At 41.5% G+C, this 25,222-nt stretch carries 22 protein-coding genes and 1 tRNA gene; 11 read left to right on the plus strand and 12 right to left on the minus strand.

Annotated features, from left to right (window positions below; genetic code table 11):
• Positions 1-3 precede the first annotated feature (3 nt).
• The 10 genes from BQ7394_RS15175 to BQ7394_RS15220 all read right to left on the minus strand — a co-directional run bounded on the left by BQ7394_RS15175 (position 4) and on the right by BQ7394_RS15220 (position 13,317).
• Positions 4-3,105 (minus strand): SusC/RagA family TonB-linked outer membrane protein, encoded by a 3,102-nt coding sequence (locus tag BQ7394_RS15175; protein ID WP_082211955.1) that lies wholly within the window; start codon positions 3,103-3,105, stop codon positions 4-6.
• A gap of 70 nt (positions 3,106-3,175) precedes the next feature.
• Entirely contained in the window at positions 3,176-3,790 is a 615-nt protein-coding gene (locus BQ7394_RS15180; RefSeq protein ID WP_082211958.1) for a NanQ anomerase/TabA/YiaL family protein, read from the minus strand.
• A 5-nt stretch (positions 3,791-3,795) separates the two neighbouring features.
• Positions 3,796-4,707: a dihydrodipicolinate synthase family protein gene (locus tag BQ7394_RS15185; RefSeq protein ID WP_075558206.1), complete on the minus strand. Its 912-nt coding sequence runs from the start codon at positions 4,705-4,707 to the stop codon at positions 3,796-3,798.
• 6 nt (positions 4,708-4,713) lie between these two features.
• Positions 4,714-6,489: an L-fucose isomerase gene (locus BQ7394_RS15190; protein ID WP_075560054.1), complete on the minus strand. Its 1,776-nt coding sequence runs from the start codon at positions 6,487-6,489 to the stop codon at positions 4,714-4,716.
• Between the two features lie 333 nt (positions 6,490-6,822).
• A complete protein-coding gene (locus BQ7394_RS15195) occupies positions 6,823-7,260 on the minus strand; it encodes a DUF695 domain-containing protein (protein ID WP_075558207.1) in 438 nt (145 codons plus the stop codon).
• 41 nt (positions 7,261-7,301) lie between these two features.
• Positions 7,302-8,201, minus strand: coding sequence for a bile acid:sodium symporter family protein (locus BQ7394_RS15200; protein WP_075558208.1), 900 nt, complete (start codon positions 8,199-8,201; stop codon positions 7,302-7,304).
• Between the two features lie 65 nt (positions 8,202-8,266).
• A complete protein-coding gene (locus BQ7394_RS15205; RefSeq protein ID WP_394333715.1) occupies positions 8,267-9,448 on the minus strand; it encodes a DUF5009 domain-containing protein in 1,182 nt (393 codons plus the stop codon).
• A 132-nt stretch (positions 9,449-9,580) separates the two neighbouring features.
• Entirely contained in the window at positions 9,581-10,666 is a 1,086-nt protein-coding gene (gene gcvT, locus BQ7394_RS15210; protein ID WP_075558210.1) for a glycine cleavage system aminomethyltransferase GcvT, read from the minus strand.
• 12 nt (positions 10,667-10,678) lie between these two features.
• The gene (pepT, locus tag BQ7394_RS15215; RefSeq protein ID WP_075558211.1) at positions 10,679-11,899 is read right to left on the minus strand and encodes a peptidase T; all 1,221 of its coding nucleotides are present in this window, start codon (positions 11,897-11,899) and stop codon (positions 10,679-10,681) included.
• Between the two features lie 14 nt (positions 11,900-11,913).
• A complete protein-coding gene (locus BQ7394_RS15220; protein WP_075558212.1) occupies positions 11,914-13,317 on the minus strand; it encodes an amidophosphoribosyltransferase in 1,404 nt (467 codons plus the stop codon).
• 467 nt (positions 13,318-13,784) lie between these two features.
• Between BQ7394_RS15220 and BQ7394_RS15230 the strand changes: the two genes are divergently transcribed.
• The 7 genes from BQ7394_RS15230 (at position 13,785) to BQ7394_RS15260 (ending at position 19,322) form a co-directional block, all read left to right on the plus strand.
• Positions 13,785-13,858: transfer RNA gene (locus tag BQ7394_RS15230), tRNA-Thr, on the plus strand.
• A gap of 114 nt (positions 13,859-13,972) precedes the next feature.
• Positions 13,973-14,500, plus strand: a complete 528-nt coding sequence (locus BQ7394_RS15235) for a DUF4199 domain-containing protein (RefSeq protein WP_075558214.1) — start codon at positions 13,973-13,975, stop codon at positions 14,498-14,500.
• 20 nt (positions 14,501-14,520) lie between these two features.
• The gene (locus BQ7394_RS15240; protein WP_075558215.1) at positions 14,521-15,471 is read left to right on the plus strand and encodes a glycosyltransferase family 2 protein; all 951 of its coding nucleotides are present in this window, start codon (positions 14,521-14,523) and stop codon (positions 15,469-15,471) included.
• A gap of 73 nt (positions 15,472-15,544) precedes the next feature.
• Positions 15,545-16,108 carry a manganese efflux pump MntP gene (locus BQ7394_RS15245; protein ID WP_075558216.1) on the plus strand — a complete coding sequence of 188 codons (564 nt, stop codon included), beginning with the start codon at positions 15,545-15,547 and terminating at the stop codon, positions 16,106-16,108.
• A gap of 11 nt (positions 16,109-16,119) precedes the next feature.
• The gene (ilvD, locus tag BQ7394_RS15250; RefSeq protein ID WP_075558217.1) at positions 16,120-17,847 is read left to right on the plus strand and encodes a dihydroxy-acid dehydratase; all 1,728 of its coding nucleotides are present in this window, start codon (positions 16,120-16,122) and stop codon (positions 17,845-17,847) included.
• Positions 17,848-17,909: 62 nt separating this feature from the next.
• A complete protein-coding gene (locus BQ7394_RS15255) occupies positions 17,910-18,935 on the plus strand; it encodes an FAD:protein FMN transferase (RefSeq protein WP_075558218.1) in 1,026 nt (341 codons plus the stop codon).
• Between the two features lie 9 nt (positions 18,936-18,944).
• A complete protein-coding gene (locus BQ7394_RS15260; RefSeq protein WP_075558219.1) occupies positions 18,945-19,322 on the plus strand; it encodes a hypothetical protein in 378 nt (125 codons plus the stop codon).
• Here the strand turns inward: BQ7394_RS15260 and BQ7394_RS15265 are convergent.
• Positions 19,319-20,542 carry an LpxZ family protein gene (locus BQ7394_RS15265; RefSeq protein WP_075558220.1) on the minus strand — a complete coding sequence of 408 codons (1,224 nt, stop codon included), beginning with the start codon at positions 20,540-20,542 and terminating at the stop codon, positions 19,319-19,321. The two genes, BQ7394_RS15260 and BQ7394_RS15265, sit on opposite strands and share 4 nt — an antisense overlap.
• 109 nt (positions 20,543-20,651) lie before the next feature.
• Entirely contained in the window at positions 20,652-20,897 is a 246-nt protein-coding gene (locus BQ7394_RS15270) for an RNA recognition motif domain-containing protein (RefSeq protein ID WP_028730423.1), read from the minus strand.
• 434 nt (positions 20,898-21,331) lie between these two features.
• Between BQ7394_RS15270 and BQ7394_RS15275 the strand changes: the two genes are divergently transcribed.
• The 4 genes from BQ7394_RS15275 to BQ7394_RS15290 all read left to right on the plus strand — a co-directional run bounded on the left by BQ7394_RS15275 (position 21,332) and on the right by BQ7394_RS15290 (position 25,217).
• Entirely contained in the window at positions 21,332-22,624 is a 1,293-nt protein-coding gene (locus tag BQ7394_RS15275; RefSeq protein ID WP_075558221.1) for an inositol-3-phosphate synthase, read from the plus strand.
• 113 nt (positions 22,625-22,737) lie between these two features.
• Complete coding sequence (locus BQ7394_RS15280; RefSeq protein WP_075558222.1) at positions 22,738-23,439, plus strand: nucleotidyltransferase family protein; 702 nt, start codon at positions 22,738-22,740, stop codon at positions 23,437-23,439.
• A 3-nt stretch (positions 23,440-23,442) separates the two neighbouring features.
• Positions 23,443-24,300, plus strand: a complete 858-nt coding sequence (locus BQ7394_RS15285) for a hypothetical protein (RefSeq protein WP_075558223.1) — start codon at positions 23,443-23,445, stop codon at positions 24,298-24,300.
• Positions 24,300-25,217 carry a CDP-alcohol phosphatidyltransferase family protein gene (locus BQ7394_RS15290; protein ID WP_075558224.1) on the plus strand — a complete coding sequence of 306 codons (918 nt, stop codon included), beginning with the start codon at positions 24,300-24,302 and terminating at the stop codon, positions 25,215-25,217. The genes BQ7394_RS15285 and BQ7394_RS15290 overlap by 1 nt, the downstream gene beginning before the upstream one ends.
• Positions 25,218-25,222 lie beyond the last annotated feature (5 nt).

The raw sequence follows: 25,222 nt of genomic DNA on the forward strand, positions 1-25,222 counted from the left end.
CTATTAAAACGATACATTGACACCAAAAGAACATACTTTGGTTAACGGATACATATTACCATTACCGACAGGCGATTCAGGGTCAACTCCTTTCATTTTGGTAAATGTAAACAAGTTCTCCGCATTCAGATAAAAGCGAATATGCTCCATTGACAATTTCTTTACAAAACTTTCAGGAAGGGTATAGCCTATTTGAATATTTTTTGCTCTCAGATAAGCTGAATTCTGTAGCCAGAAAGAAGAGAAACTACCGACATTTATGCCTCCAATTCTCAGTTTAGGGTACTTACCAGCTATCCAGGTTCCATTATCATCCTGATGCCAACGATCCATATGATGTTCCTGAAGAGATCCTAAACTTTCCGGTAAAGGAAGACCACCATAACTATTGATATATGTTTTCTGGGAAGCCACCCCTTGCAAGAAGATATTCAAATCAATACCTTTCCATCCAAAATCAAGATTGATACCAAAAGGGAATCTGGGACGAGAACTACCTAAACGAACACGATCGTTAGCATTTACGGTTTTGTTACCATCCGTATCCTGATACATTAAATCGCCAATTCCTGTTTTTATATTTTGAAATGCATGATTTTCGACTTCTTCATCACTGGAGAAAATGCCTTCGCATTTCCAACCATACCATTCATTCATTTCATGTCCCACTTCGGTTATATAATTGCCACTGATTACCGGACTACCGATCATTTCTTTCACCTTATTCTTGGCATCTGAAACCTGCAGAGTCACTCCCCATCTAAAATCGTTTTTATGATCCCGGTAAGAGAACATTGCTTCCCAACCTATATTATCAACAACTCCGACATTCATAATCGGTGCGCTCATTCCATAAGTATCCGGAACAACCGGAGTCATCAAAATATCGGAAGTGCGGTCTTTAAAACCATCTAAAGACAAAGAGAATTTATCATTAAGGAATGATACATCCATACCAATATTGGTTGTTGTTTTTGTTTCCCATGTCAATCTATCATTTATAGATTTTGTATAATACGCACTTGTATGAGAAAGCCCTCCGAAATAATAAGCAGATGTCGAAATAGTGGAATAATGCTGATAGAGAGCAGATGTATTTTGGTTACCAGCCTGTCCCCATGAAACCCTCAGCTTCAGGTTCGAAATATAATCCTTTGCTCGGAAAAATGGCTCTTCAGAAATACGCCATCCTGCTGAAAAGGCTGGGAATATACCCCATCTTACTTTTGATGAAAAACGAGAAGAACCATCATAACGTAAATTTGCTTCTGCCAGATATCTTCCTTTCCATGAATAATTGACGCGACCAAAGAAGGATGCGATAGCCCAGTCTGAGGCTGTACCTGAAGTTGTCCAAACATTCGGATCAGCACTACCGGCATTTATTACATAAATATCATCTGTCAAAAAATCTCGTCTACCAACTGTTTCCTGGTAATCTTTATTCCACTCCATAGACGCACCTGCCAGAACTTTTAAATCATGGTCTTTTGCAAACACCTTATCGTATGTAAGAAGAGCTTGCAGGTTATGTTCATAATTAGACTGGTTAAAAACAGTCATTGAGTTTGTACTATAATCAAAATCAACAGTTTTGCAATCTTCAGGACTGATAAATTGCATTCGTTTACTATAATTGATCTCACGCGTCGGGTCATATTTGCCAAAATAAGTACCTTTCAAATTCAATCCGTCTAAAATATTCCATGTCAAAGATAATGAACCATTCATGCGGTTAAACTTTCTATTTTGGAAACCTCCGTCTTCCGAAGCCAAACCAAAACGGTTTGCCCAGGCTGTTACTGAAGCCCATTGTCCATCTTCCGTAAAAATAGGTAATGCTGATGGACGCCTGTATGCGGAAGAAATTATATCACCCAAATTACGTGTAGGTCCACTAGGATAAGTTGCAGTAGAAGGAGCACGTCTAGTCGATGGCATAAAATTTAAAATGACTTCAGCAGTTAGTTTATCTGTAATTTTATACTGATCATTTACTCTGAAATTCAAACGACTAAAACTTGTATTTTTCATAATACCGTCCTGATACAAATATCCGAAAGAGAATAAGAAGGTATTCTTTTCACTACCACCAGACACTGTTACATTATGCTGAGTCTGGACCGATGGATCGAATAAATAATCAGGCCTGTTTGCACTCGGTTTCTTACCGGTACGAAACTCTTCAACCTGTTCTTCAGACCAGGTATAAGTTGTTGTATTCGGATTATCATTATACTCAGCCTCTCTGAATAAACGGGCATGATCATAAGCATTTACCATTTTAGGATATGTTGTAGCATCCTGCACACCGACATAGCCATCATAAGAAACACGTATTTTCCCAGCCTTTCCTTTTTTAGTCGTTACTAAAATAACACCACCGGATGCCCTGGCTCCATAAATAGCAGCTGCGGCAGCATCTTTCAGCACCGTCACACTCTCAATATCTTGTGGATTCAGGTTTGCCATAGAAATGGCCTGCCCATCGACAATAACCAACGGATCATTCGAACTGAATGTACTTTTACCACGAATACTCATATTCATCGTTTCATTACCTGGCTGACCTCCTGTTTGAGTCACTGTCAAACCTGGTATTTGTCCCTGAATTGCTTGTTGAACATTCGTATACGATCTGTTTTGGATCTCTTCTGAATTAACAGAAGCTACCGCACCTGTCAAATTGACCTTCTTTTGAGCTCCATAAGCCACGACCACAACTTCATCTATCTTTTGAGAATCTTCAGTCAACACAACCCGAAGATTTTTTCCATCACCTATCGGTATATTTTGAGAATTATATCCGATAAAAGAAATTTGTAAAACGGCATTAGGGGAAGCTTCTAAAGAAAAACCACCATTAATATCCGTTATCGTCCCGTTCGTTGTTCCTTTTTCTACTACATTTGCTCCGGTTACAGGTTGTCCACTCTTATCAACAACAACTCCCGACACCTTCTTTTGCTGCAGTACAACATCAATTGCCATTTCACTAATATCCTGGGATTTACCAGGATTCTCTGCTAACACTATAGCAGGACTTGCCAACATAAAAAATAAAGCGATAAACGCATTACTCTTCTTGTAAAAATCAGTTTTCATAATACATTTTGAATAGGTTACTATATAAAGAATTAAGTATTAGGTATGAGATTTAAGGAGATTGCCTCTCTCAATCACTCCAAGGTATTTTCACTACAATTTTTCTAACCATTGCTGCTGTATCTATTTTTAAACACGGCCTATGCACATCATCCGGAAAAAAAACAAAGAACTGTTCTTTATTTGCATACAAACGTGTTCCGGGTTTACCATCAAAAAACATAATATCAGCCTGCTCATCATAATCTTGCCTCTCTGTTATTTCATCCATCGGTAAGAGATCAATATACTCCTCTCCTTTTGAAACATATTGAATATCTATATACTTCCGATGCGCTTCATATCTTGCCGTCTCATGTTCCTTTGTCTCGTATTCAGATACTGTAGCATAAGTTCCGTCATTAGATAAATCATATCGCCCAAGAGCTAATTCATTCAGATCATTTCTTCTAAGAAAATCAAATGCAACCTGCCACGCTTTTATGTTTCGTTCATTTTGTAAAACAAACAATTCCTGATTGACATTCTTGTCCGGTTTCATTTTCAACTCTTTATACCAACCGGATCTGGAAATCCATTCCGACACATATTGTGCAGACAGTTCTGATGATTTTTTCTTTTCCGACTTACAGCCCATCATACAAAAAAGAATTACTACGATTAAAGAATAAAAGATTTGCTTCATAAATTTTAGATTTTAATATTCAAATCCATTAAACTCTTTCTTACTATTTCCCTCTCCGTTTCTTTGAATTTATGGAACGGTTCCGCCATATAATCACTACAAACTCCCATCAGGTTTAAAGCAGTCTTCACTCCCTTTATATAGCTGGAAGCATATTTCCCGATATTATATAAGGAAAGACTTATCTTCAACACCTGTTGTTGTAATTCGGCTAATTTCTCAAAATCTTTATTCGCTGCAGCATCATAAAGAGCCACATATAATTCCGGGAAGAGATTTGCACCTCCGTTCACCCCGCCATGACCTCCCATCAAAACAACTTCAGCCGTCATTTCCTCTGGACCACATAATAACGTAAACTCAGGATTGTTCCTGAATAAATATATCAGTTTCTGAAAATAGACGCCATTAGCAGAACTATCTTTCAACCCTATAATATTCGGATTCTCCGATAAAGCCAGGACCGTTTCCGGTTCAATCATAACCTTAACATGAGAAGGCATATTATAAAGGAACAGCGGTAAAGGCAGTTGATTCGCTAAATCGTTATAATACTGAATCAGTTCAGCCTGTCCGGGAGCAAAATAATAAGGAGGAGCTGCAACCAAAGCATCAGCACCATTACGAGCTGCACAGGCCGCTAAAGATAAAGATTCAGAAAAACTCGTATCCGTAATTCCAACTAAAACAGGAATACGTTTCGCCACAACACGACAGGTTTCCTTTATCAATTCTTTTCTCACATTGTAACTGATATTCTGGGCTTCACCGCTTGTACCCAAAATGAATACACCTGACACACCTCCCTTTATCATACGATTCAGGAGATTTTCCAATCCAATGATATCTAACGTATCATTATCGATCATTGGAGTAATAACTGGAGGTATAATACCTCTTAATGGTTTAGTAAGCATAGATGATTATTTATATAATGGTCCAAAATTTTCACATGCACGATAATCTGCTCCTTCCGGATCAGAGCCGAATGCATTCCAGGCAGAAGGACGGAAAATCTTATCCTCCTCTACATTATGCATACATACAGGTATAGATAATATGGAAGCCAAAGAAATCAGATCCGCACCTATATGTCCGTAACTGATAGCCCCATGGTTTGCTCCCCAATAGTTCATTACAGAATATACATTTTTGAAATGTCCTTCTCCTGTCACTCTCGGTACAAAGAATGTGGATGGCCAGGTTTTATCTGTCCGTTTATTAATAATATCAAAAACATGATCCGGAAATGTAGCAGTCCATCCTTCTGCAATCTGCAATACCGGACCTAAACCTTTCACCAGATTCAGACGACACATAGTTACCGGCATTCCCGAACGGGTAAGGAAGTTTGAAGAATATCCGTTACCACGGAAATACTCAAGAGAAGCCGGATACCAAGTTGTAGCTTCCAGCATCTTATCGACTTCTTTATCTGTTATTTCCCAATACGGCTTCATTACAGGTAAACCATTTTCATCTTCCTGTTGCCCGGTTCCATCCAGTGTCGTCGAACCAGAGTTGATTAAATGAATAGCTCCGTCAGCTAAAAGACCGTCAGGTTTCCAACCACTCACACGTTCTATTGCTTCCGGACTCCAATACGTCCTAACATCTGAAAATATCTGCGCACGATTTGTCAATAAATAACCGAACAACATAGATATACCGTTCAAATGATCATCTTCCGTAGCAAATGGTATAGGAGCTCTTTTTCCGTTCCAATCGAATGATGAGTTTAAAATAGCTTCAGAAAAATCACCGTTAGGTAAAAAGTCAGTCCACTGCCGTTGTCCCTGGAATCCGCCGACAATAGCATTATGTCCCATAGCCTCTTCTTCATATCCCATATCCCATAGTTTAGAATTTCCAAACATCAGGTCACGCATTATAATCGTCATCTTAACAACAAACTCCCAGTCCGAATCTTTTTGTTCACGCGTTTTTCGAATGGACTCCGGATTATAATCTTCTCCTTCCCGAGGCATACAATTTTTCTTTGTCCACTCCAATGCTTTCTCGTATTCATCTTTATCATAAATATTCAATTGAATACGCCTTAGCAGTTCCGAACAATCGACATACTCCGTACGCATTCCCAAATATTCCTGCAAAAAATCCGGATTCACAATAGAGCCAGCAATCCCCATAGAAACAGAACCTATAGCCAAATACGATTTACCACGCATCATAGCAACAGCCAGGCCTGCTTTAGCAAAACGCAATAACTTTTCTTTTACATCTGATGGAATTTCTGTATCCGTTACTTCCTGAACATCCTTACCATAAATACCAAAAGCAGGTAAACCTTTCTGATTATGAGCAGCCAGAGCTGCAGCGAGGTAAACAGCTCCCGGACGTTCAGTCGCATTAAATCCCCAAATAGCTTTCGGGATCAAAGGATTCATATCGATCGTTTCAGAACCATAACACCAACAAGGTGTAACAGATAAAGAAAGTCCTACCCCTTCCTTTTCAAATTTCTCTGCACAATTAGCAGCTTCTTTTACTCCACCGATACAAGTATCAGCAATAACACATTCAACAGGAGAGCCATCCGGATAATGAAGTGTTTCACTATACAGTTGGGCAACGCGAATAGCTAGCCCCATTGTCATTTCTTCCAATGACTCACGGATACCGCGGCGCCGTCCATCAATTATTGGACGAATACCGATTTTAGGATAACAACTTTTCATGATATATAAATTAGTATACAATTAAACGATTAACCAAACAGGATATAATATTTTTTCTAATTCAGTAGCTTCTCAAATACAAATTAAACGATTAACTAAATAAGCAAAAAAAATATTTTTCCATCTATTTGCAAACATAGGTAAGTTAATCGATTAATCAAATATCAAAACATGTGTTATTAAACACATTTTAAAGCATTCTTACATGAATACACCCATAATATCAATTTTCACTAGGTCTTTTTATATATAAAAAAGCCCCAAAGCTTCTACTTGGGGCCGGTTTGTAAAACTCTTGAAGAGCTTTCGTCTGACGTCTTTTGTATAATTATTTCAATCGACAGCCCATTGCTTCATCTCATACATATCCAAATATTCCTCCCATTCAGGATCAATTTCTGTATAAATAGAAATTGGAAGCAATTCAAATGAAGCCAGTGCTTCGTTCAATCGTTCTCCAAAGACACGAACAGTACGGGTATAGAATACCCAAATCTTCTCTCCCGCTCCGGTATATACAGCAGTCAGGATAGACAATTTATCTTTTTCCATGGCTTTCTTCAATACCTCCTGAACATTTTCCATTTGTTCAGCAAGTGTATCGCCAGGCATTCCTTTTTCATCCCCTTCATATTTCCAGGTGATCTCTACACGTTCCTTGAATTTCCCGGATCGGATAAACTCAGTCAGTTCATCACGGCCATAGATTGTTACCAGATTACCAGACTCGTTTTCCGACAATGCAGTGAACCATTCATCGCTTAATCTCATATATTCCTATTATTTATTATTTCCATTATTCTATCCTATGATTATTTATTTGTTTTTATACGATTCTGTCTCCAAAGCTGATATGAATTAATAATGTTTTGCCACAAAACATATGCAGCCGGAGCAACCGATGATATAGGATCCAGATACACCTGAGCCATCCAGATAGCCAGGATCGTATTCTTCTGTCCTAATCCCTGTCCGGAAGATACCGGATCGCCATAATGCCGTCCAATACGCCTGCCCAACAAAAACTGTCCGACACAAATTACCAGAGAAACCAGTGCCAGGCTTATCTCTACCGTATAATTCGGATTGTTCTGTTCCACCAGAAAACGAATAGTATTTCCGGTTACGATTGTCAGAGCTACTGCCCAAAGATAAAAAGATAATTGATGGATACTTAATAATTTCTTATGGAATTTAGGAAGAAAATACTGCATACCCCAAGCGCAAACCAACGGAAGGATAAGTAACGGACCTACCTGCTTACAAATATACATGAATGATTCAAAGAAAGGCATATCGCTATGTGTACCTAAAAAAGAAAAAAGAAACGGAGCGACCACTGCCACACCTACATTACAAAGAAACACATAGCTAGCCAGGAAAGCCACATTTCCACCCAACATCCCGGTTATAACGGCTGCAGCTGTTGCCGTCGGAGCCAGTACACAAATCAGAGCCCCTTCTGCTACTATCGGATTAAAAAGCCGGACAATAAAAAAAATAATCAAACAACCGGTCAACTGGATAAGCAATAGCCAAATATGTGCCGGATATATATGCAAATCACGGGGAGAAAGCTTACAGAATGTAAGCAACAACATCGTAAAAATCAGATATGGAGTCAGAAATGATATATAACTTATTAATGGATAAGCAACTGCCCCAGTCAGCATAGCCAATGGAAGCATCCAGTTTTTGATAAATTGCAACACTGTAATATATGTTTTATAGCATCACAAAGGAACTGATTTAATACGAAAGATGCAAGGTTATCGTTCTATATTTTTAAACGTATCTTCATCATATTCAACAATCCTGCCACACCGATCACCAGCAGTGAATATACCAAAGACTTGACCAGCCCGGGAATACCGGCTTGCAGGAAGGTCGGATAATGTACATGAAGTAATGTTTCGATACTGTACCAGGCATAAGGAATAATATAACAGGTCAGCGTAACAGTACCTGCCGGCTTCAATAAGGCAAACCACCGACTCTGCCCTTTCACATCCGTCAGCCAGTAAACAAATGCAAACAAAGGGAAGAAAATCGCACAACAATAAAACAGCCATGTCGGGGTAGCCTGTATCTTGGAAATAATCCAATACTGATGAGCTAAGACTCCGGCAACCAACATAACAACTCCTGTAATTCCCATAATCAAAAAGAACTTACCTGGATATTGTTTGTCGGCATAACGCTGCATAACAACCGAGGCACACATGCCGGCTATACCAAAAGCATGTAAAGTTGCCTGGCTAGGTAAATAGTGCGACCATGTCCACTCCTTAAATACTTCGTCAGCAGACAACAGACTACATGCGATTATCGCCAGAAAAACAACCGACAACAAAAACAACCTCTCCCTGGTAATCAAAAAAACTACAGCACAAACCAGATAAGTCCATCCGATCAATCCCAATATACCCCACCATTGAGGAGAGAAAGAAGCACCTCCCATACCTTTATATATAATGAACAGGTAAATCAGAATAGCAATACCTACGGCTTTCATCCCCCAAAACATATATTTTTTCTTCCGACTCGCTCTAGGATACACACTCCATATCAGGAAAAAGGCCAAAACCATCAGCAAAGAGAAATTAGGCAAAGAAATTCCGCTTGCCGAAGCATCCAATGTATCCCTGTTTACCGTATAGACTCCCATAAGTAACAAGGCAACCGTCCGCCAAAAGATATGTGTAATAATCTCAGGCAATGTATCACCCGCTTTCATCCGGTTACGAATAGCATACGGTATCGCCATCCCCATAGCAAACAGGAAAGCTGGAAAAATGGTATCAGAGAAGCCCAGCATATCTTCATCAAAACGGGCATGCAATAACCAGTAAGGGATATCGTGCAATCCGGGTATATCGTTAACAAAAAGCATAAGAAACATCGTGAATGCCCGGAATATATCCAATGCTTCGATACGCGGAGATTTGCTTGTTTTTATCATAATAATTCATTTAAGATCGTACAAATATAGGAAAAAAGAGACTGCTTCAAAATACCACTTTATTCAGACCGGTTGATCAGGAAAAAGCTATATTTTAAAGCAGCCTCTTTATATAAAAACCGTTTCCGGTTATTTACGGAACGGAGCTTTCACCACCTGAGCTTTCAGATTTCTGTTACGTACTTTTATGAAGAATTCTGTACCAGCCTTGGCATATTCAGGTTTCACATATCCCATACCGATACCTTTTTTCAATACAGGAGACATTGTACCAGAAGTTACCACCCCGATCACATTATCTTCAGCATCTACAATCTCGTAACCATGACGGGGTATACCTTTATCTATCAGTTCGAATGCACACAGTTTGCGTGTTACGCCTTCTTTCTTCTGACGTTCCAGTTCCGCACGGTTGGTAAATTCTTTTCCTTCTGCAAACTTGGTGATCCATCCCAGACCTGCTTCGATCGGAGAAGTCGTATCATCCAGGTCGTTTCCATACAGGCAGAAACCCATTTCCAGACGAAGCGTATCACGTGCACCCAGACCTACCGGTTTAATACCTTCCGGTTTTCCAGCTTCAAAGATAGCATTCCAGATCGTCATAGCATCATCCAGATAGAAGTATAGTTCGAAACCACCGGCACCGGTGTAACCCGTGTTAGATATGATCACGTTCTTACATCCAGCAAATTCACCCGTCACGAATGAATAATAAGGAATAGAAGACAGGTTGACAGAAGTAAGACGCTGTAAAACTTCAGTTGCTTTCGGTCCCTGGATAGCCAGCTGTGCAGTACGGTCGGAAGAGTTTTCAAGCTCTGCTCCCACTGTGTTATGGCTTACACACCAATCCCAGTCCTTCGCAATATTACCGGCATTTACTACCAATAGATATTTTTCCGGTTCATAATGATAAACCAGCAAGTCATCTACAATACCGCCTTTGTCATTAGGGAAACAGGTATATTGTGCCTTACCCAAAGGCAAAACAGAAGCATCATTAGACGTGATACCCTGAATAAAAGCCAGCGCATTCGGGCCTTTTACCCAAAACTCACCCATATGAGATACATCAAACACACCTACACCATTCACTACGGTCATGTGTTCGTCGATGATGCCGGTATATTCAATAGGCATATTATAGCCGGCAAATTCGTGCATTTTTGCTCCCAATGCGATATGCACATCGGTAAACGGAGTTGTTTTCATGTTATTATTCGTTTAAGATTTTTGAGCTAACAGCTCAGTTATTTTTATTATGGTTTGCATACTTTTTTCCAGTGAGTTGACCGGAAGGAACTCATAACGTCCATGGAAATTCAGTCCTCCCGCAAAGATATTCGGACAAGGCAATCCCATAAACGACAGACGGGCACCGTCCGTTCCGCCACGAATCGGCTTTACCAACGGCTTTACACCGACAGCTTCCATCGCTTCGAACGCCAGGTCCACAATATATTTCTTCGGTTCAACCACCTCACGCATATTATAATACTGGTCGCGAAGTTCGAGTGTCGTACTACCCGGATGTATTTCATTCATACGTTTTACCAATAGACGCAACTGTTCTTTCTTTTCTTCGAACAATGTACGAACATGATCGCGGATAATATAAGACAAAGAAGCCTCTTCCACGGTACCGGACATATTAGTCAAGTGATAAAAGCCTTCATACCCCGTTGTATGTTCCGGACGCTGCGATGCAGGCAACCACGAAGCGAACTCGATCGCCAAAAGCGAAGCATTCAACATTTTATTCTTTGCATAACCCGGATGAACATTCAACCCTTTGAAAGTTACTTTTGCTCCGGCAGCATTGAAGTTTTCATATTCCAGTTCGCCGATCTGTCCACCATCGATCGTATAAGCCCATTCGCAACCGAACTTTTCCACATCAAAATGATCGGCACCCTGGCCTATCTCTTCATCGGGAGTAAAACCGATACGAATCTTTCCATGTTCGATTTCCGGATGATCCTTCAGATACTGAACAGCCGAAATGATAGCGGCCACTCCCCCCTTATCGTCGGCACCCAGCAAAGTCTTACCGTTAGTCACGATAATATCCTGTCCTTTATAGTCGTTCAACTCAGGAAACATCAGGGGAGAAAGTACGACATTCTCTTCAGCACACAACACGATATCTCCCCCTTTATAGGTTACGATACGCGGAGTTACATCTTTTCCGGACATATCCGGACTGGTATCCAGATGCGCAATAAAACCGATAGTCGGCACTTTTTTTGTTGTATTAGCCGGAAGAGTAGCCATCAGATAGCAATTATCATCCAGGGTAATATCTTCCAGGCCAATAGCTTCCAGTTCCTTTACCAATTCAAGGGCAAGCACCCGCTGTCCGGGAGTACTGGGCGTTGTGCCCGTTTCTTCGTCCGACTGTGTGTCGAACGTAACGTACTTCAAAAATCGTTCTGTCAGATTCATAAGGCTGTGTTTTTTTAGAAACAGCTTGACCCGTCATAGCAATGCGTACAAACGCATTCCTTAGGCAAGCCGATCGATTGAATTAAATCTTCTACGGTGTTAAATTTGAGCGTAGTGATGTTCAGCTGTTCACGGATACGCTCAACAAGGTTATTATATTGTTCAGTACCGGTTGCCGCATACTTATCCAGATTCTTAGCATCATCGCCCTCTATTTCTTTAACAATCCGGCGGGCAATAAGTTCGAGATGAGATTTGGAAGCGGAGAATCCGACAAACGGGCATGAATGCAAGATAGGAGGACATCCGATACGCATGTGTACCTCTTTTGCCCCATATCCGTACAATATATTTACATTATCGCGAAGCTGTGTTCCACGTACAATCGAGTCGTCACAGAAGATAACCCGCTTTCCACGCAACAGTTCACGATTTGGAATCAGTTTCATTTTAGCAACCAAGTCACGAACAGCCTGGTTAGCCGGAGTAAAGCTACGAGGCCATGTCGGTGTATATTTCACAATAGCGCGGCGGTAAGGGATTCCCTTTCCTTCAGCATACCCCAAAGCCATACCAATACCCGAATCAGGAATACCGGATACGAAATCGGCTTCCACTTCATCCTTCTTTGCCATCGAAACACCGCTGGCATAACGTGAAGCGTCTACATTTACCCCTTCATATTCAGATACCGGATATCCATAGTAAACCCACAAGAAAGAACAAACCTGCATCTTTTTATTCGGTTTACGCAATTGTGTCATCTTATCAGCTGTAAGATGTACGATTTCACCCGGTCCTACATTATATTCTATTTCATATCCCAGATTCGGAAAACTACAAGGTTCGCTGGTGGCTGCATAAGCTCCCTCCTTCTTTCCGACCAGTATCGGCGTACGTCCCCATTTATCACGGGCTGCAATAATACCGTCTTCGGTAAGGATCAACATCGAACAAGAACCTTTTACCTTTTCGAATACCAGTTCTATTCCTTCCAGAAATGTTCTTCCTTCAGATATAAGTAATGAGATCAATTCTGTTTGATTGGTCTGTCCGGAACTTAATTCGGAGAAATGACAACCTTTATCCAGTAGTTCTTTCTCCAACTCATCCATATTATTCACTTTGGCAACCGTTACTACGGCATATTTACCCAGGTGAGAATTAATAAAGATAGGTTGAGGATCCGTGTCACTGATGATACCGATACCGGAGTTTCCCTGAAACTTGTCCAGTTCACTTTCAAAACGTGTACGGAAATAAGAATTTTCAAGATTATGGATAGAACGCTTAAATACGCCATTATGGAGAGTTGCCATACCGCCTCTGCGGGTTCCTAAGTGAGAGTTGTAATCTGTGCCATAGAATAAATCGGTAGCACAAGCCGAGTTAGAAATAGTGCCGAAAAAACCACCCATTGTTCTTACTATTTTTGAATTTTAAATTAGGACACAAATGTACGAGATTATTTAGACATATACCAGAGCAGACTCTAATCTCTCAAAAAAATATAATTACCGGAAGTTCATGCATGAGCATATTTATAACAGAAAACAACTTCGATTTTCCCAAAAGAGTTTCTCCCGAATGAAACTAAAGTTTCTACCGGACGAAACAAAAGTTTCATCAAGAAGAAACTGCCGACAAGACATACCAAGCCTGGAGAATCGTATACATTTTTTAACCAACCAGAAAGCAAAAGGTTTACAGCCACTTAGAAACAAATATCACTCACAAGATGAAAAAACACTTGCATTGTAAAAAATAATATCTACTTTTGCACCCGGGTAAGTCCTATACGGCATGCTCCCTCGGAATCCCCCAGGGCTTGACCGCAGCAAGGGTACTTGGTTGTAGCGGCGCGATGTAGTAAGCTTACCCACCTGCCTCTTTAGCTCAGTTGGCCAGAGCACGTGATTTGTAATCTCGGGGTCGTTGGTTCGAATCCGACAAGAGGCTCTCAAAAAGAGGAAGTTTATTTAAGTAAACTTCCTCTTTTTTTTATTATCATAATTGCATATTCTTGCAAAAGGATTAATTTTGCTGATATAAATTTTAAAACAGCAATATACGATGGAAGAAAATAAAGGTCTACTATTAAAAAGTGCGATGACTTATGGCCTGGCCATGGGAATTTACTGGGTGATAAAGTATCTATTCTTTATTTTCGGCAATACAATTCCCGCTCTTAATATTGTCTATTTGGCACTAACATTGCTGGTTCCGTTTATCGCCTACTATCTGACTAAACGATATAAACAAGACATCGGTGGAAAAATCAGCTTCTTTCACGCATGGCGATTCGGTACGATGCTCTATTTCTTTGCCGCTCTGATCGTAGCATTGGAACATTTTGTATTTTTCCAGTTTATCGCACCGGCTGACTTTCTGTCTAACTCGATAAACCAGATGATAGATGTACTGAAAGATTCGCAGGTAAGCACCGAAGTAATGGAGGCTGTAGGAAGAACGAACTTCACTCCTATCCACATGGCGATTCAAGGTATCTTTAACAATATATTTTACGGTATCATACTTTCAATTCCGGTAGCTGCTATTATATGCAGAAATAATGAAACCGGAAATGTCGGACAAGAATAAAAGGAGAAACAAAACAAATAATGGACATATCAGTAGTTATTCCGTTGTATAACGAAGCCGAATCCCTTCCTGAGTTGGAAGCATGGATAGAGCGGGTAATGAAAGAAAACAACTTTACTTACGAAGTTATATTTGTAAACGATGGAAGTACGGACAACTCATGGGAAGTAATCGAAGAGTTACAACAAAAAAATCCATGTGTTAGAGGTGTTAAATTCCGTCGCAACTATGGTAAATCCCCCGGATTGCACTGTGGTTTCCAGCGCGCCAAAGGAGATGTGGTCATAACCATGGATGCTGACCTGCAAGACAGCCCCGACGAGATCCCCGAACTTTACCGTATGATAAAAGACGAAGGGTATGATCTCGTTTCCGGATGGAAAAAGAAGCGGTACGATCCATTATCCAAGACTATACCGACTAAGTTGTTCAATGCTACGGCACGTAGATTCTCCGGTATAAACAATCTCCACGATTTCAATTGTGGATTAAAAGCATATAAGAATATTGTAATAAAGAATATAGAGGTGTATAATGATATGCACCGGTATATTCCTTACCTGGCAAAGATCGCAGGTTTCAATAAGATTGCCGAAAAGGTAGTACAACACCAGGCACGCAAATACGGGACAACCAAATTCGGACTAAATCGTTTCGTGAACGGTTATCTCGATTTGATTACGCTATGGTTTACTTCCAAGTTCGGAAAGAAACCGATGCACTTTTTCGGCCTTTGGGGAAGCGTTATGTTCTTTATCGGTTTTATAGCTTTAGTAATCGTTCTGAGCATGAAACTGATCTCGATGTTTTCAGGTGATTTACGTCCGCTTGTGACTAATTCGCCTTATTTCTATATATCACTTACCGCAATGATACTGGGAACCCAGATGTTCCTTGCCGGATTTATCGGAGAGTTGATATCCAGAAATGCCCCCAACCGGAACAATTATAAGATCGAATCGGAAATATAAGATACGGGAAAGTTTGTCCGTATTCCGAAGCAAAGCGATCGAAGAGGTTAGCAAAAGGGAAACTTTTTAATATATGTCAATTATAGAAATAGTGTTACTAGCTATCGGTTTATCGATGGATAGTTTAGCCGTGTCTGTAACCGGCGGTGCGATGATTCGTAAATGTACCGTTTGTAATATGGTTAAGATAGGCTCTTTTATGGGGATCACACAGGCAGTAATGACTGTTCTTGGCTATCTGGCAGGCGTCGGATTCCAGAAATACATTACAGCATTCGACCACTGGATCGCTTTCATTCTTTTATTATACTTGGGTAGTAAAATGATTTACGACAGTACCCAGAAAGAGGATGAAGACTGTAAATCCAATCCGCTTTGCAACAAGACATTGTTCGGGTTAGCCATTGCTACGAGTATCGACGCCCTGGCAATCGGTATATCGCTGGCTATCCTCAAATCGGATATTATCATCCAGGCCTCCCTGATCGGGATTGTTACCTTCCTGATGTCAGCTTCCGGTGTATACTTCGGAAGCCGCTTCGGACGTAAGGTCGACCTGAAACTCGATCTGATCGGTGGACTGATCCTGATCGGTATCGGAACTAAAATATTAATAGAACATATGTTCTTCAGTTAAAAGAATAATTTATGAAAAGTCAGGAGTTACGTAAACTGGCCCCGGAAATCGACTCACTCAGGCTCGGTAGCGGATGGAGCATCGACGACCTCAGCAAACCCCAGATCATTGTCGAAAGTAGTTATGGACATAGCCATCCCGGTAGTGCACATCTGAATAAACTGGTCAAAGAAGCAGGAAAAGGCATTCATGATGCCGGAGGACGGGCTGCCAATTATTACGTAACCGATATCTGCGACGGAGAGGCACAGGGACATGATGGCATGAATTATTCACTTGTATCCCGCGATATCATGGCCGCCATGATGGAGATACATGTCAAAGCGACTCCATTCGACGCTGGCGTATTTATCACAAGTTGCGATAAATCCGTCCCGGCCCACCTAATGGCGATCGCCCGCCTGAATATGCCGGCCGTACTTGTTCCCGGAGGCATTATGAAAGCCGGTCCCAACTTGCTCACACTGGAGCAGATCGGCAAATATAACGCACAATACGAACGTAAAGAGATCAGCGAAGAACAATTCCTGGCTTATAAAAAAGACGCTTGCCCTTCCTGTGGAGCCTGCTCTTTTATGGGTACAGCCTCTACTATGCAGGTAATGGCGGAAGCACTAGGTATCGCATTGCCAGGTTCAGCCTTGATTCCTACTCATATACATTATTTAAAAGATATTTCCCGCTACGCAGGTCAGCGGGCTGTCGAATTGGGGAATGAAGAATTGTTTCCCGCCGACATTCTGACTATCGACGCCTTTAAAAATGCCATCATGGTACATGCCGCCATAGCCGGTTCGAGCAACAGCCTGTTGCATTTGCCAGCTATTGCACATGAACTCGGCTTAGAACTTTCCCCTGAACTGTTAGATGAAATCCATCGACAGATCCCATTCCTGTTGAATATCCGGCCAAGTGGATTCTGGCCGGGCGAATATTTCTGGTATGCAGGAGGTGTACCGGCCATTATGGAAGAACTTAAAGGCATTCTTAATCTGGATGTACGAACCGTTACAGGCAAATGCCTGGGAGAAAATCTTGAAACACTCCGCCAGAACGGCTTTTATGAAGGATGCCGGAAATACCTCCCTGCACTTGGAGTAAAAGTAAGCGATATCATCAAGCCTTTCAATAATCCGATCCGTAAACAAGGAGCGATTGCTATATTAAAAGGAAACCTTGCTCCGGAAGGTGCCGTTGTCAAACATGCCGCCATCTCTCCCAACCTGATGCAGGCGACATTGATCGCCCGTGTTTTCAATAAGGAAGAGGAGGCTTTACAAGCTGTATTACAAAAGAAAATTCATCCGGGCGATGCTGTTTTTATCCGCTATGAAGGTCCTAAAGGAAGCGGCATGCCCGAAATGTTCTATACGACAGAAGCCATCGCCTCCGATCCGGAACTGGCAGAAAGTATCGCCCTGATTACCGACGGACGCTTCTCCGGTGCAACCCGTGGACCGGCTATCGGCCATGTCTCACCGGAAGCATACGAAGGAGGCCCTATCGCTTTGGTTGAAAACGGCGACCTGATTCATATCGATATCCCGGCCCGGATACTGGAAATTACAGGAACAAACGGCGTACAACAGACACCGGAGGAAATAAATCAGATCCTACAGGAGCGCCGGAGACAATGGAATAAACCAGCTCCGCTTCATACTCAAGGCATTCTCGATATTTTCACAAATATCAGTGTATCTCCCATGAAAGGAGCTTACATGGAGAGCAGAAATGCTTAAGCCTTGATAGTAGATGAATTACAATAAATTTTAGTACCTTTGCCGACCTAAAATTAAAAGAGATGTATAAGAAGATCGGTTTTATGGTAAGCCTATGGATACTTGTTCTCACTGCTTGCACAAACCAGAAACAATATTTTGAAGAGAGTGGTTCCGTATTTCATACAATCTACCATGTCAAATATGAAGCATCCGAACTGCTGACTGACAAGATTGATGCTGAATTCCAGAAGTTTAATCTGTCATTGAACCCGTTCAACCCGAACTCTATCATATCCAAGGTAAATCAGAACGAGCCTGTTGAAACCGACGACTGGTTTATCGAAGTATTCAACAAAGCCCGGGAAGTCTCAGACCATTCCGATGGTGTTTTCGACATCACATGTGCTCCGTTGGTAAACCTGTGGGGATTTGGTTTCAGCAAAATGGACAGTGTCACCCCACAGATGATCGACAGTATCAAACAGTTTGTCGGTTATCAGAAAGTAAAACTGAACGGACGAAAGGTAGTGAAGGAAGATCCCCGCATTTTACTGAATTGTTCAGCCATTGCAAAGGGATATGCGAGCGACATAATAGCCCGCTTGCTTGAACGAGAAGGAGTTAAGAATTATATGGTTGAGATTGGCGGTGAGGTTACAATGAAAGGTGTCAACCAGAATGGAAACTGCTGGCGCATCGGTATTAACAAACCGGAAGACGATTCCACCGGAATAAGAAACGATATAGAAGAGGTTGTCCAGCTATGTAAAAAAGGCGGAGTAGCCACTTCGGGCAATTACCGGAATTATTACGTAAAAGACGGAAAAAAATATGCACATACGATCGATCCGCGTACAGGATACCCGTCTGAGCAGAATATCTTAAGCGCAACTATTGTTGCAGATGACTGTATCACTGCCGATGCCTACGCAACGGCCTTCATGGCAATGGGTCTTGAAAAAGCACGTCAGGCAGCCAAAAACATCCCTGATATTGAATATTATGTAATCTACTCCGATGAAAATGGTAAACATCAGATAGAATACTCTGAAGGCATGCTCCAATATCTACCCAACAGGCAGTCTGAAGCAATACTGAATGAGTAATATTTTTTTATGAAGAATTTTTTTAATCAGTTTGAATGTAAAGAAGTTAAAGCAGGTGAAACAGCATACGACACAGAGTCGATTGGCAATGTCTTACTTTTTGTTACCTCCGGAACACTTCTTATCGACCCCCAAACATCAACTTCGGCCATAGAACTAAATGAAGGGTATTTTGTTTTGCTACCCGCAGAACAACGTTATATCATAACGGCCGTTACCGATGCACAAACAGTATTAATGTATGCAGGAAGTTTATCTGCCATGATCACGGAAGATCCGGAATGGGACCCGGAAAGACCGGTTATCCTCCCGATATTCCCCTCATTGGCAAAAACGATCTACCTGCTCGAATCCTATCAGAAAGAGGAAAAGGCGAAGTTGAATTAAAAGCTTTTGATCAGGAATGACGGATTTATCCGTAAATAAACTCCGGCAGAAAAACTCGTCGCACTACCGGACTTACTGAATCCGTCTACTCCTTGTTCATACATGTTAACAGGAAGATGTTGGTATATATCGACATCTACTCCCATAGAAAAACCTTTTCCGAAACTCCGGGAGTATTCAAATCCCAGATAGAACATATTCTGTCCGTCAAACGTAACACCTTCGGTGGATGTTGAAACAGCTCCGTAGAAAGGACTGCCGAACATCGATATAAACTTATTACTATTCCAATAGGACGTTTTCACACGAAAATCATAAATATCGGCCGAGGCGCGAACATAAAAGCCAGTCCCGCTATCATAAGGCCATAATTCACCGGCTTGCTGGTAATAACCGGTTACGTCAAATTCTAAATTGACATTCTTAAATATAGGATTTCCTGTATTCCATACTGCACCGGCACCAACCGCACCGTTCATCAAAGTCTGAACCGAATTAGTGTAGATCGTATCTATCTCTCCTCCCCGGTGCTGAGCAAGACCTTGCAGAGGTACATAGAAATGAAAACGTGATTCCGGATTGTTCAGCTTGTACCGCGCAGACAAACCGACCGTAAACGCTTCCTGGTGAGTATCTCCATGAAAGATAAAACTCTCCCAGTTCACCCATACATCGAAATCGAACCGCCGGGAATCGTATAACAATTGCAGGCCGGCCTCAGGATCAGCAGTCAGGTTCAGTTCCGGATTATATAACGGTTCGATCAGATTATGATTCGCTCCCCCATAAATATCTCCTAATACTATATTTACATGATCCGACAAGGCCACCTGTGCACGAAAGAAAGGAAGCACATGAAATCCATGCTGAAACTGATTACCTTTCCAGGTTGCAATATCCTGATAAGCCAGGCTTGGATATTTAGTTGCTCCCCAGTAACGCAGCATGTGAGCGCCCACCTCCAGTTTGATGTTACTTAACGGATAGAAGATCACTTTCGGCTGCACCCAAAGTCCCGGAAGCGAATATCCTTTCATAATAGAACCCGTATATTCATTATCTTTGAAAAAGCTTATATTATCCAGCTCCACGGACAGTTGCCCCTTTTTATCCGGATCAATCCTGTGGTCCGATTTAAACACACGTTCAGGAATCTGTGCAGAAGCAGTTTGTATAGCCAGCAAACCGGCAAGCACGAGACAAATACCTATTATTTTCATTTGTTTTTTAAATTTGCAGCAAACGTAAGAAATTATCGGCATAAATAAAAAGGGATACGGAAGTTTTACCCACCGTATCCCTTTCAATATTTTATTTGCTAAAGCTAACTCAACGTCTCGGAGTTGCTTCTTTAACAACCATCTGACGACCTTCGTATTCAGCACCGTCCAATTCTTTGATCGCATTTCTTGCTTCGCTTTCATTTGTGAACTCAGCGAATGCAAAACCTTTAGATCTGTTGGTGTCGCGATCAATGATTAACTTTACTGATTCTACAACTCCATACTCTTCCAGAACCTGCTGTAAGTCAGATTCTCTAACCCGATAGTTCAGGTTACCAATGTAAATATTCATACAAAAATGATATAAAATAATTAATAAAAAAACTGTAACAAATAAGCTTGGAAAGGTCGATTACTACAAAATAAATTCATTTTTGAATATTACATCGGAGATAAAAGAACTATTTCTGAAAACTATGTTGTTCACATGGGGCAAAGAAAAGTATTTTTATTTAATAAATCATCATAATCACGAATTTATTTGTCAGGTAAAATGTATTTTATAATTTTGTAACACATAAAACGGATAACGAGGTATACAACAGAACCTCCATTTTACAAAGTATCAGGGCAAAACGGACTTCTAAAGCATAATACTTTTAAGTCGTTATCCGGACAAGTTGTTGGAAATTATAGTATTTTTGACCAATTATATCGCATATTTATCCTTTTTAATTCAAATTAGAAGGCCTAAATTTGCACGATTATTTTTGAACTTAAATTGACATGGAAAAAATCGAAGTAAAAGAAGCCAAAGGAAAACTTGGTATTCTCGTTGTGGGTGTAGGTGGAGCAGTAGCAACCACCATGATTACAGGTACACTGGCCGCTCGTAAAGGGGCAGCCAAACCAATCGGGTCAATCGCAGCAATGGCGACGATGCGTTTGGAAAATGGAGAAGAAAAGGCAATTAAGGACATTGTACCCTTGGCGGATCTGAACGATATTGTATTCGGCGGATGGGATATATTCGCAGACAATGCATATGAAGCCGCCATGTATGCAGAAGTTTTAAAGGAAAAAGACCTGAACAAGGTGAAAGATGAACTGGAGGCTATTAAGCCGATGCCGGCAGCCTTCGATCACAACTGGGCCAAACGCTTAAACGGAACGCATATTAAACAAGCTGCTACTCGTTGGGATATGGTAGAGCAAATTCGCCAGGATATTCGCGATTTCAAAGCAGCTAACAACTGTGAACGTATCGCTGTATTATGGGCAGCAAGTACAGAAATCTATATTCCTCTTTCAGAAGAACATATGTCGCTTGCCGCATTGGAAAAAGCAATGAAGGAAAACAATACGGAGGCCATTTCTCCCAGTATGTGTTATGCTTATGCTGCCATTGCAGAAGGTGCTCCGTTCATCATGGGTGCTCCCAACCTGTGCGTAGACACGCCTGCTATGTGGGAATTCTCCAAACAGATGAATGTACCTATCTCAGGTAAAGATTTCAAGAGCGGACAGACACTGATGAAGACAGTACTGGCTCCGATGTTCAAAACACGTATGCTGGGTGTCAGCGGTTGGTTCTCTACCAATATCTTAGGAAATCGCGACGGCGAAGTATTGGACGACCCTGCAAACTTCAAGACGAAAGAAGTCAGCAAACTGTCGGTAATCGATAACATTTTCGAACCAGAGAAATATCCGGATCTTTATGGCGATGTATATCATAAAGTACGTATCAACTACTACCCGCCGCGTAAAGACAACAAAGAAGCATGGGACAACATCGACATCTTCGGATGGATGGGATATCCGATGGAAATCAAGGTAAACTTCCTTTGCCGCGACTCTATCCTTGCCGCTCCTATCGCACTCGACCTTGTATTGTTCAGCGACCTTGCTTTGCGTGCCGGTATGTCCGGTATCCAGACCTGGTTGTCATTCTTCTGCAAGAGCCCGATGCACGACTTCGAACACCAGCCTGTTCATGACCTGTTCACACAGTGGAGAATGGTTAAACAGACACTGCGTAACATGATCGGCGAAAAAGAGCCCAGCTATCTGGATTGATAAAATACATACAGAGATAAAGATTTCTTCTTTCCGTGAAAAGCCTGTCTTCTCACAGAAAGAAGAAATTCTTTTCATATATTACTCTTTTTAATTCAAACATATTCTAACATATGGATTATGCAATCATTGCAGCAGGCGAGGGTTCCCGATTGGTGCAAGAAGGTATTAAATGGCCCAAACCTTTAGTGCAACTAAATGGTATCACTCTTATAGACCGTCTGATCAATGTCTTCCTGAAAAACGACGCGTCATCTATCAGTATTATCGTAAACGAAGAAATGACAGAGGTACAGGAACACCTGCAGAAGCTGGAACTTCCGGTTCCTTTCCGGCTGCTGGTAAAGTCGACACCCAGTTCGATGCATAGTTTCTATGAACTGAATCACCACCTGGACAGCGACAATATCTGCCTGACTACTGTCGACACGATTTTTAAGGAAGATGAGTTCAGTGGATACATTAATGAATTCCTAAAAGAAAACCGGTTGGACGGACTGATGGCCGTAACCGATTTTATAGATGATGAAAAACCCCTATACGTAGATACAGACAAGGATTTAATGATCCATGGTTTTTTAGACAAACAGGGAGAGCCCGCATGTACTTACATATCCGGCGGTATCTACTGCCTGAGACGTTCCGGGCTAAAGGTTTTGAATAAAGCCATCGAACAGGGAATGTCACGCATGCGCAACTATCAACGCCAGCTTATAACTGAAGGATTGCAGCTTAAAGCATATCCATTCAGTAAAATCGTAGATGTCGATCATGCCGAAGATATCCAAAAAGCCGAAGAGTTTTTAAAACAGTAAACAATGAGTAAACTAACAATAGCAGGCATCCGCCGGGAAAATCAATTCTCCCCCAATCATATCGGAAACGATGCCGCCATCTTTTCCCTGACCGCTCAATATCTGCGCGATTTGGGGTGTGAAGTAAACGAATACATAGAATCAGACCTGATTATCCGGAACTTTGAAGAGACTGCAATCTTCAACATGGTAAGAAACTGGACATCCATCCATAAGCTTCAGCAAATGGAGGATCAGGGATACACCGTTATCAACTCCGGTTATGGTATTGAAAACTGTACGCGCGAGAAAATGACACGCCTGTTAATGTCGAACAATATCTCACATCCGGCCAGCCTGATCCTTCCCACCGATGAAGATCCGACTGCCGCAATGGAAGAAGCCGGATTCTACAACTGCTGGATCAAACGCGGTGACTTCCACGCTATCCACCGGGAAGACGTTACGTATGTCAGAAACCCGGAGGAGGCCAAAACAATTCTGAAAGAATACGCTATTCGCGGCATTAAAACAGCAGTTATCAACGAACATCTGGTAGGTGACCTGGTTAAGTTTTACGGTGTAACCGGTACTGATTTCTTTTATTGGTTCTATCCATCCAGCCAGCATCACAGTAAATTTGGACTAGAACAAATAAACGGAATGGCCAAAGGCATTCCGTTTGACGACTCAAAGCTGCAAAGCTATTGCAGCCATGCAGCAGAAGTATTAAATATACATGTTTACGGTGGCGACTGCATTGTATCCGAAGACGGTTCAATCCGATTGATCGACTTCAACGACTGGCCCAGCTTTGCCCCTTGCCGGGACGAAGCCGCTCCCCAGATAGCCCGCCGCATCTATAATTTAATCAACAAATAATGGAAGATACGAAAAAGAAACCCGATATAGAATCAACTCTCAAATCACTGGACACAGAAGAGTTTATCGACATTCATTTCTACCGTCCGATAGGTTATCGCTGGGCTTTGTTCTTCAATAAACTGGGAGTATCCCCCAATGCCATTACCGTGGCAAGTATATTCATAGGGATTGCAGCAGGTATCTGTTTCTACTTCCAGGACTTGACAGTCAACATAATCGGCATGCTACTGCTTATCTGGGCAAACTCCTACGACAGTGCAGACGGACAGTTGGCCCGTATGACCGGAAAGAAAACACCTCTGGGACGCATACTCGACGGTACTGCCGGCGACTGCTGGTTCATAGCTATCTATGCAGCAATCTGCCTTCGCCTCACACCGGAATGGGGTATCTGGATATGGATATTAGCAGCCATCACCGGATTCTTCCACAGTAAACAGGCCGCTATGGCCGACTATTACCGGAACATCCACCTCCTGTTCCTGAAGGGAAAAGCCGGAAGCGAATTATCCCACTCCCCTGCCCTGAAAGAGAAATACAAGACAATGAGTTGGAAAAAGGATTTCATCTACAAACTATTCGAAACATTCTATATCAACTATACTGTCGGCCAGGAAGCTTTAACACCGAAGTTTCAGAAGATGATGGATATCATCCGCAACAAATATCATGACGAAGCTCCGGAGTGGTTCCGCAAAGCATTCCGGGAAAAGAGCCTCCCGATGATGAAATACACGAACATGTTGTCGTTCAACACACGTGTCATCGCCTTGTTCATCAGTATTTTTATTGATATGCCGTGGTTGTATTTCGTATTTGAAATGACTGTATTAAATACGATGCTGATATATATGATATACACGCACGAACATTTCTGTGCTGAATTTACCAAAGAACTTAAATCAAAATCATAAGACAA

The sequence above is a fragment of the Parabacteroides timonensis genome (assembly GCF_900128505.1).
Taxonomy (GTDB): domain Bacteria; phylum Bacteroidota; class Bacteroidia; order Bacteroidales; family Tannerellaceae; genus Parabacteroides; species Parabacteroides timonensis.